Below are 8452 nucleotides of genomic sequence, written 5' to 3'. Positions count from 1 at the left end.
TTCGCTCAGATCGCCTCGGCTCATGACTGCCTCCAAAAAGCAGTCTTGAATCAAGCTTCGATCAATTCGTCAACCAATTCGTCCACGCCGCCTAGTTGTCGGCATCCGGATTATCAACCTGACAGCCGACGCCATGACATCCGATATAATCGCCTTGCGTATCAAAGTTCGGGTTGCCGTCCTTATCAAACTGGGGTCGCGTGTCGATCTGACTTTCTTCACGGCGACGGCGCTCTTTCTTGCGTTCGCGCTCCTGCCGCTCATGAAGACCATCCATATAGCGCCGCTCTTCATCGTCATGACGCGCGCTCTGCTCCATCATGCAATTCGCGAATGCATCTGTACCAGGACGGAAGCCGAAGGATGAACATTTGTCCTGATCTACCTCCTCCGCAGTAACACAACCGGCAACGGCCAGCGGCAGGAATGCAAGCAGCATATGTCTGAACTTGAAGCTCTTCATTTGATATCCCATGTTGGAAACCATGGCGCCAGTCGACGACGGCTGCCATCTCGCTTTTGCTATAAGAGATTTTTATGGGCTTTGCTGGTAACGCATCTGTCCAAGCGCTTGATTGTCGATATCTGGAATGAATGCAGGGCCAACGACGCGAACATCGCGGACGGGAGCTGACCGATATTGTTCGGGAGCAACTTCTGCGACCACAGTCGTCACTTTCTCCGGCCCCGTATCTGGCAACGGATTTGTGGTATCTGCAATCTGCCGCGGTTGCTTTATGACAGTCATGAGTGAGGCAACTTTCGCAACATAACCATTCCAGTTACAGCGCTTGAATTCTCCATCACCGTGATAATCGTAAGCCGTTGTCAAATCGGCATAGGCTTGACCCGTCTGGACCGAAACCATTTCGGCAGATTCTTCATTCTGGTCATTAATATAGACTGCCATATCGTTCGTATCGCAGATCAGTCTGCACTGAATAAGCGCGGCGTCTGTGCCGCCTTTCTGACCGAACTGCGAGTTAGGCGTTGGAAAGTAGTAACCGTCCGAAAGACGCACACAATATTGCAGTGCATTTTTGAATCCAGGGACTTTTTTTGACCTATCTATAGCAGGCCCCGTGCGGGCGGATGCTGCGGAACTCAACACGTTGACTGCCTTTGGACGCGGTGCTGCAGATGCAAGAGCCTTGCATTCACGATCGGCGGCCGAAGCAAGGCTCAGTTCCTGCTGGACTTCACCAATTTTCATGCCAACGTCACGACAGGCATTGAAAAAACCACCCTCAGATTTACCAGGTTTACAACCCCGACTCCGCTCAATGGCTCGAAGCGCCGAAAGTTGTCGTTGCAGCATCTTAACTGCGGGATTATTTGCCGATGCACCTCCGCAGGAAGCCGCGAAAGTATCCTTTGGTGTTAACCCAATCACGAGAAGGGCAAATAGGGCGGTCACCTTGATCATAGTACCCGTCCCCCGACGTTCTAACCAGCTTGCTTCATGAGCTCGCGTTCACAGCCTTGATGATCATTATCATTGTATCTTTGTAAAAATGGAGCGGGTTGGGTTCCTGCCATCAGCGCGGTGAGAGCCAATTGCAGATAAAGAGGCGCCCCTCGACGGTCGATCGCTTTTAAGGCAGCCCTAGACAGCCCCAATGTGTGAGCAAGCTCGCATTCCGTTTTATTCAATATCGCGCAAACCTTCGCCAAACGGAATTTGACCGCCTGCCCTCGTTTCGCCATCGCCCACAGCTCCTTGATAGTCTGTTATGAGTTTTGAATACACTTACAGGGTCACTGAGCCTGACAGGCTGGAAGCTTTGAAGGACTAGCTGGATGCTATCGGAAACTGCCTTCCCGAAAGCGTGCCGTCGATGAACTGCGAGACACGCAATTCCATCCGAATACCCCCAGCGCCTATCAAGTCACCAACAGCCATCGCTGAGTATCTGGTGCCTTCGATCATTGGCACAAGATCGGCATTGCAAATGCACTCTTAGCAAGAGTGATGATCATGTGTCTTCACAATTCGCCGAACTATTTATATATTCAATAAATATGATTACATTAAATATTACTCTATGAACGAATTCAGATTATCGTGAAATAACTATATTTTTTCCAATTCTGCTAAAAAGAGCACAAGCGGAAAAGCCCACTCGCTATCTAATAATGGGGAGGTGGGCGCTTGGGGGTTGATGGGTCCTGAACATCTCGCGTAAACCGCCAGCACGCTGGCAGTTTTAGATGCAATAATGGAAAAATAAGAATTTGAGATTCGAATTCTAATGGCGATCAAAAATTATCGGTGACATTCATTACATTATACTAAAATACAATTTCTGAAATCCTGGCAATCGTCACGGCGTAAAAGAGGGACGAGCTTCTTGTCCCTCTTTTATCTACCGCCAGCCTAGTCTGGATCGTCAACCAAGCATCCGACGCCATGGCAACCGATATAATTGCCATGAGTATCGTAATTGGGCTCTCCGTTTTTATCGAACTGCGGCGTTGTATCTATAGTCCCGGAATCATCAGGTCTGTCGACTGTACACCCAATTCCATGACAGCCATTATAGTCGTCGGAATCACGATGATTGCTGGTCGTGTGATGATGCTTGTGCCCACTATCTGCAACCATTCCCTCAACGATCGCGCCGAGCACAGCACCCGCTACGACACCGCCTATATCATGACCGTGATGATCATACTGGCGCGCACCTGGATCAAACCCATCACCACGACCGTGGTGATAGCCGCCAACATCTGCAAATACACCAGAGCAACCCTGAGCAACCCATATGTAGCGGCTCTTCGGATTATATCCCCACGTGCGATTTAAGATGCATGCCGAACTCGAAGTTTGATGAATGAGCTGAGGTTTGGACAGCGGCCCCGCGTAACATTCATCGTACTTGTAGTCTCTGGATCGGCATTCGACTGTCGTTTGAGCTTGCGCGTCGACAATGAACGACGGCGTAATGTTGGCGCCCACTAAAATGGCTGTAGCCATGGACAAATATCTCAGCATTCTTCCCTCCGAATACAGTTCACTTTCGCATTGCACATGAACATCAGAAATGCAGGCTGGCGGCGCTGCAGGTCGTCAATTTATACTTGTATTCTGTCCCAATAGCTTTGTGTAAAATAAGCATAATTAATATTAACGCGACGCAAATTAGCTATATTTAATATACAGACGGTATGATAATATGTATCCATCTCGAAAATCTTATTGTCGCAGGATGACATGGGAGATTCGGTTTTTGCGCTTACTAAGCAGGCCACATCAGAATGGCTAACATGACATCATCCCGCACGCAGCTTTAGCCGCACATGATCCAACTCATCTGAACGACATCTATAAGCAGACTTTTCGTGCGAATGCCTTTTGCGTCACATCACATCGGACAGACCGAAGGAGGGCACCACTGCGCCAAGCAGAATAAAATTCACGGAATTCGCTACGTGCTTACTGAGATCGCTTTCGAAGGTATATATCCGTTGAGAACTACGCAGCAAGAAATTGATCGTTTTCAGAATTCTGAGCAGTTTTAGGCTAAAAAGACACCACGTCCGACTTGCCCAATTCCAAGTATATTATATTAATCATCTTAATTGATTCTCGAAATGCTTACCACACAGGAAGCGTCGTGACAGAGGGGGCATCGATTGCGTGTTGACCATGTGGAGATGCCTGTTGTCATTTCAGGCCTTCGTGCGCGGATCTGCAACGCGCGCAAGAAAGCACTATTAAGCTCTATTTGCTTCCATCCTGCGACCTTGGCCGCAGCGATGACGGTGCTGTTGCCCTCCGCTCAAGCCTTGGCGCAATGTGCGCCATCGGCACCGGCTGCAGTCAGTATTTCTTCAGGCAGTTGTTCGGATCTCGCTTTCACCACGCGAGAAAGCGCTAGCGCAACGCCGGTGGTCGACGTATCAGGTACCGGAAGTTATAGTGGCACCTCTGTCTATCTGACGGCCAACGGCAGCGGTTACGGCGTCCGCGCGAGTGGCGGGGGGATGATCAGCTTGATTGGCACCTCCGCGGATGCGGCTGAAGTCACCACCAATGGCACGGACAGCTATGGTCTCTACGCCGAAGACGGTGGAGTAATCACAGGAAGCTACACTACCATCACAACGAACGGTGTCGGTGCCTATGGCATCAGCGCAGTTGGCACAGACAGCAGCGTCACGCTCACCGACAGTGTCGTATACACCGCGCTAAACAATGCGCACGGCGCCTATGCGGCCAGTGGCGGGACCATCACTCTGACCCGCACCGACCTCATGATTGACGGTACAGCTGCGTCTGCCGTATTTGCGGATGCCGGGGGAACGATCACTCTCAATGATCTGAACACATATAGCTCCGGCGACAATGCCCCGGGCGGAGTAGCTTCAGGAGCCGGCAGTAATCTCATCCTGAACAATAGTTACTTGAACGGCTTTGGAAGCGGCAGCGCTGTTCTGTTCGCAACTGGCAGCGGAACAATCAACATGAGCGGCGGCGCCATCGCGTCCGGCGACTATTATGGCGCCACAATCAACGCCGACGCGCCAGGCATGCTTGCCCGCGGTATTGACAGCAGCATCGTCGTCCGCGGTGGCGCCAGCAGCGCCACCTACGGCACAAACAGCCAGGGCATATGGGCCGATGCCGGAGGCAGCATTGATTATGCTGGTTACGGTATTTTCACCTACCAGCCCAATTCAACCGGCGCAGAGGCAAGTGGCGCAGACAGCTCTGTCATTCTCACCAGAACCATAATCCGAACGACCGGCCCTTCCAGCGCAGGTCTGCTTGTCACCGACACCGGCACAATCACCGTGACGGGAACAGAAGTCACCACAGGTTACACGATAGCGGGCGGCAGCGGCCCCGCCCTCCAGTTTCCGGTGGCTGAGATTGGACTGGAGAGCTATGGCGCGGATGTGATCGGAGTGGATAGCACGCTGCAAGCTCAGGACACGATAATAACGACTATTGGCGATGGAGCCATCGGCGTTCGTGTCAGTCAGGGGGCTGCGGCCTCGGTTACAGGTGGCACCATCAGGACAAAGGGTGGCGAAAGCGCCGTAATCGGTGGCGCCGACGGCGTCCAGGCGACGGATGCTGGCAGCACCATCACCTTGTCTGGTACCAATATCACCACGGAAAACAATAGCGCCATCGGCATGCATGCGATGGCGGGCGGTTCGATCACTGCTACTGATTTAAACGTCACCACGATGGGCAGCGCTGCTCATGGTCTTGCAGCGGTCAATGGCGGCATGCTCATCGCATCCGGCACGGCAGTCGCGGTTAACGGTGCCGGATCTGCCGCTATCTATCTTGCTGGAAGTGCACCGAGCACTATGTCTTTCACCGGCGGCAGTCTGAGCGCCACCGATGCCGCGATCATCCTCGCCGAGGGCGGCATTGGTACAGTCTCAATCGATGGCAACACGGCAATCAGCCCGGCTGTGGTCAACGGACAGCTCTTGCTTGCAAAGGTTACCGAGGATGGAGCGAATACGCCTAGCAACCTGACGCTCAATATTGACCGCATATCGTCTCTGACCGGTGACATCGTCGTTGATCCTTCGACGCTCACCTATAATCTCAGCAACAGCCAGTGGGCCGGTAATCTTGTACTGACCGGCCCGGGCAATACTGTCAGTGCCAGTCTGACTGCATCGCAATGGACAGGCGACTTGCTGGCCGACGCTGGCAACACTGCGGATTTGTCCCTGGCGCAAGACAGCCTTTGGACCGGATTGTCGCAAAACGCGACGAATATCACGATCGATACCGGCAGCATCTGGAACGTCACCGGCGATTCCAACGCAACCGGTGCTATTTCGAATTCCGGCCTGATCGAGTTCCTGCCGCGATCGGAAGCCTATAGCACTCTGACCGTTGGCAGCTACGCCGGCAGCGCTGGCAGCCGTATCGGTTTCAACACCTATCTTGGTGCCGACGGCTCGCCGAGCAACCTGTTGGTGATCAATGGAGGCCAAGCCAGTGGCACGACATCGCTGCTCATCAACAATACAGGCGGTCCGGGAGCGCAGACCGTCGCGGATGGCATCATGCTGGTGCAGGTAACAAATGGCGGCACCACCACAACCGATGCTTTCACTCTCGGCCAGCGCGTGGCTGCCGGTGCTTACGAATATCAGCTCTTCCGCGGCGGCAGCACTGATGCGAACGATTGGTTCCTCCGGTCCCATATTATCGACACACCGACGGGTCCAACGACGGAAGAACCGGATACTCCGATCTACCGTCCAGAAGTGGCACTCTATGCGCCAATCCCTGCAATTGCGCGGCAGATGGGCCTTGCTACCCTTGGCACGCTTCATGAGCGCGTCGGCGAGGAGGAAAACCTGCGCGGTGTGCCGGAGTCACGCGCCTATGTGAACGGCGCGTGGGGACGAGTGTTCGGCGAACACCTCAGCAACCGATGGGGCGGTTCCGTTGATGCCAGTGCGACGGGTGATCTGACAGGCTTCCAGACGGGCCTCGACATCCTGCGGCGAACAACGGATAGCGGCCACCGTGACCATGCTGGCCTATACTTCGCTTACTCCAACTACAATTCGAGTTCGGTGCGCGGCTTCGCGCAAGGAATAGAAGATTTGGCCGTGGGCGAGCTAACGCTGAAAGGCCCATCGGTCGGTGCCTATTGGACTCATTTTGATCCAACCGGTTGGTATCTGGATGCTGTGGTACAGGGCAGCTGGTACGATGCTGATTCGACATCGCTTTATAATGCCGGTCTCTCCACAAAAGCGACTGGATATACGGCATCGCTCGAAGCGGGCTATCCGATCCACTTTGGTGACGATGATCGCTGGCTGATTGAACCACAGGCACAGCTCGTCTATCAGGACATATCAGTAGATGGGTCCCAGGATCAGTATTCGAGTGTGGATTGGGATGCAGGCAAAGCCTGGACCGGACGACTGGGAGCCCGGCTGCAATATACAAGACGCGACGAGCGCGGAACATTGTGGCAGCCCTATGCGCGGTTCAATCTCTGGCATGCCTTCTCAGGCAATGACACTGTGGCTTTCGGACAATCCTCACCCGCGATTGAAAACAGGTTTGGCGACACAGCATTCGAAGTCGGTGGCGGCATAACTGCGCGCTTGAAGGAAAATGTGAGCCTGTATGGCCAAGCCAGTTACCGTTGGTCGTCCAATAGCGGGCGCAGTCACCAAACAGCAACGGCTGGTACCTTCGGCGTCCGCTTTGATTGGTGACTGGCGCACGATGCCATGAACCAATTCAAACCGTAGCGCTGGTTGCGAGTATAGACACTGCTGAATACCTACAAGTACAAAGTGATCGCGAACAGCTATTGCCAAGGCCACTCAGCAGCGTTGTATTTCGTTCTCAAGTCGTTCAAAACTAATCGGTTATTTTCGATCATTTTATCAATTGACCCTGCCCTGTACCATTCTAAAAACCGGTCGAAGCCGTAAAACTGTCGATCAGTTAAGCCTGTATTCTGTGCCTGCATGAGAACGTCATCCAGAGATGGCCTCGTTGCAGAGGCGATACGCATTTGCGCCTCCAAAAGCATATATTCCCGCATTTGCCTGTTAATCGTTTCCAGACGATGCGGAACTTCGACGATTTCTCCCTGCGTAAAAACTTCACGCATAATCCGCCCAGCCCCTGGCCCTTGATTGGGTGCGGCCACGTGGAGCACGGCTGCGATGGTCGGAACGATATCCGTCTGTTCTCCGTATGACAACGTGCGACCTCTGGCGATGCCTGGGCCTGTGATCAGAAAGGGTGTCGACCACGATGCTTCAGATATCGGCGCATGCCAGCCATGGTCAGCCTGACCGTGGTCCGAGGTAACTATCAATACGGTATCATGCCATTTACCATTGGCTTTTAGTGCATCAATAAGGCGGGCAAGCTCGCTATCAGCTGCCTCTGCCGCGCGACGATAGGGAGAGTTTTCAGCCCAGATATTGTGACGCCAGGGAACATCCTTAATCTGATCTGCACTTTCCACCCGACCGGCCTCGCCAGTGTTTTGCAGATGTATGCGCATGAACTTGACATCTGTGCTTTGAAGCAGAGCAATCGACCAGTCAATGACAGCGCGATCTGGACCGCGCTGCATGAAACTGTGATTAAAGCCGCGATTAAGCGAGGCATAGGCGGTACTGTTGGTCGCATGGGCTGTTATTCCAACAGGCCTACCTCCGCCAAGCTGTGGCGGAAACCATATTTCTTGCACGTAACGCGTATCGGGTTTGATAAAGAGTGTGCCTGTCAATTGAACGACATTCGGGTACGATGTCGTTTGCAGATCACCCCATGGGCCGATGGTTGGATGCCAGGGCGGAGCCACAAACATTTGACGTATTCGCACTCCCTGTTTCGCTAGGGCGTAGACTCATAAACTGATGCACCAGATGCGGACAGCGATCAGTTTGACAGCAGCGAGGAAATTGTCCGGGTTCTTGTCGTAACGCG

General features: G+C 53.2%; 6 protein-coding genes and 1 pseudogene. 1 reads left to right on the top strand and 6 read right to left on the bottom strand.

The window, feature by feature from the left end; all coding sequences use genetic code 11:
- Positions 1–91: 91 nt before the first annotated feature.
- From FHW00_RS24185 to FHW00_RS24170, 4 genes are all read right to left on the bottom strand, one after another.
- Positions 92–463 (bottom strand): hypothetical protein, encoded by a 372-nt coding sequence (locus FHW00_RS24185; protein WP_078341331.1) that lies wholly within the window; start codon positions 461–463, stop codon positions 92–94.
- 72 nt (positions 464–535) lie between these two features.
- Positions 536–1426, bottom strand: a complete 891-nt coding sequence (locus tag FHW00_RS24180; protein ID WP_078341330.1) for a DUF2865 domain-containing protein — start codon at positions 1424–1426, stop codon at positions 536–538.
- 20 nt (positions 1427–1446) lie between these two features.
- Positions 1447–1707, bottom strand: coding sequence for a hypothetical protein (locus FHW00_RS24175; RefSeq protein ID WP_078341329.1), 261 nt, complete (start codon positions 1705–1707; stop codon positions 1447–1449).
- A gap of 670 nt (positions 1708–2377) precedes the next feature.
- Positions 2378–2995, bottom strand: a complete 618-nt coding sequence (locus tag FHW00_RS24170; protein WP_078341328.1) for a DUF3011 domain-containing protein — start codon at positions 2993–2995, stop codon at positions 2378–2380.
- 992 nt (positions 2996–3987) lie between these two features.
- Between FHW00_RS24170 and FHW00_RS24165 the strand changes: the two genes are divergently transcribed.
- Positions 3988–7218, top strand: a complete 3231-nt coding sequence (locus tag FHW00_RS24165; RefSeq protein WP_176168396.1) for an autotransporter family protein — start codon at positions 3988–3990, stop codon at positions 7216–7218.
- Positions 7219–7313: 95 nt separating this feature from the next.
- Here the strand turns inward: FHW00_RS24165 and FHW00_RS24160 are convergent, their stop codons facing one another.
- Together FHW00_RS24160 and FHW00_RS24155 are read right to left on the bottom strand one after the other, a co-directional pair.
- Positions 7314–8333: a sulfatase-like hydrolase/transferase gene (locus FHW00_RS24160; RefSeq protein WP_078341326.1), complete on the bottom strand. Its 1020-nt coding sequence runs from the start codon at positions 8331–8333 to the stop codon at positions 7314–7316.
- 39 nt (positions 8334–8372) lie between these two features.
- A pseudogene (locus FHW00_RS24155) lies at positions 8373–8452 on the bottom strand (IS5/IS1182 family transposase); the annotation flags it as partial.

The organism is Ochrobactrum sp. P6BSIII (assembly GCF_014138065.1).
Classification (GTDB): Bacteria; Pseudomonadota; Alphaproteobacteria; order Rhizobiales; family Rhizobiaceae; genus Brucella.
The sequence above is the reverse complement of the archived record's forward strand: the minus strand, read 5'-3'. Positions and strand labels throughout refer to the sequence as shown.

Coding starts and splice junctions, on each gene's coding strand:
- FHW00_RS24185 (WP_078341331.1), bottom strand. CDS start 463: ATGAAGAGCTTCAAGTTCAGACATATGCTGCTTGCATTCCTGCCGCTG.
- FHW00_RS24180 (WP_078341330.1), bottom strand. CDS start 1,426: ATGATCAAGGTGACCGCCCTATTTGCCCTTCTCGTGATTGGGTTAACA.
- FHW00_RS24175 (WP_078341329.1), bottom strand. CDS start 1,707: ATGGCGAAACGAGGGCAGGCGGTCAAATTCCGTTTGGCGAAGGTTTGC.
- FHW00_RS24170 (WP_078341328.1), bottom strand. CDS start 2,995: ATGCTGAGATATTTGTCCATGGCTACAGCCATTTTAGTGGGCGCCAAC.
- FHW00_RS24165 (WP_176168396.1), top strand. CDS start 3,988: ATGATCAGCTTGATTGGCACCTCCGCGGATGCGGCTGAAGTCACCACC.
- FHW00_RS24160 (WP_078341326.1), bottom strand. CDS start 8,333: ATGTTTGTGGCTCCGCCCTGGCATCCAACCATCGGCCCATGGGGTGAT.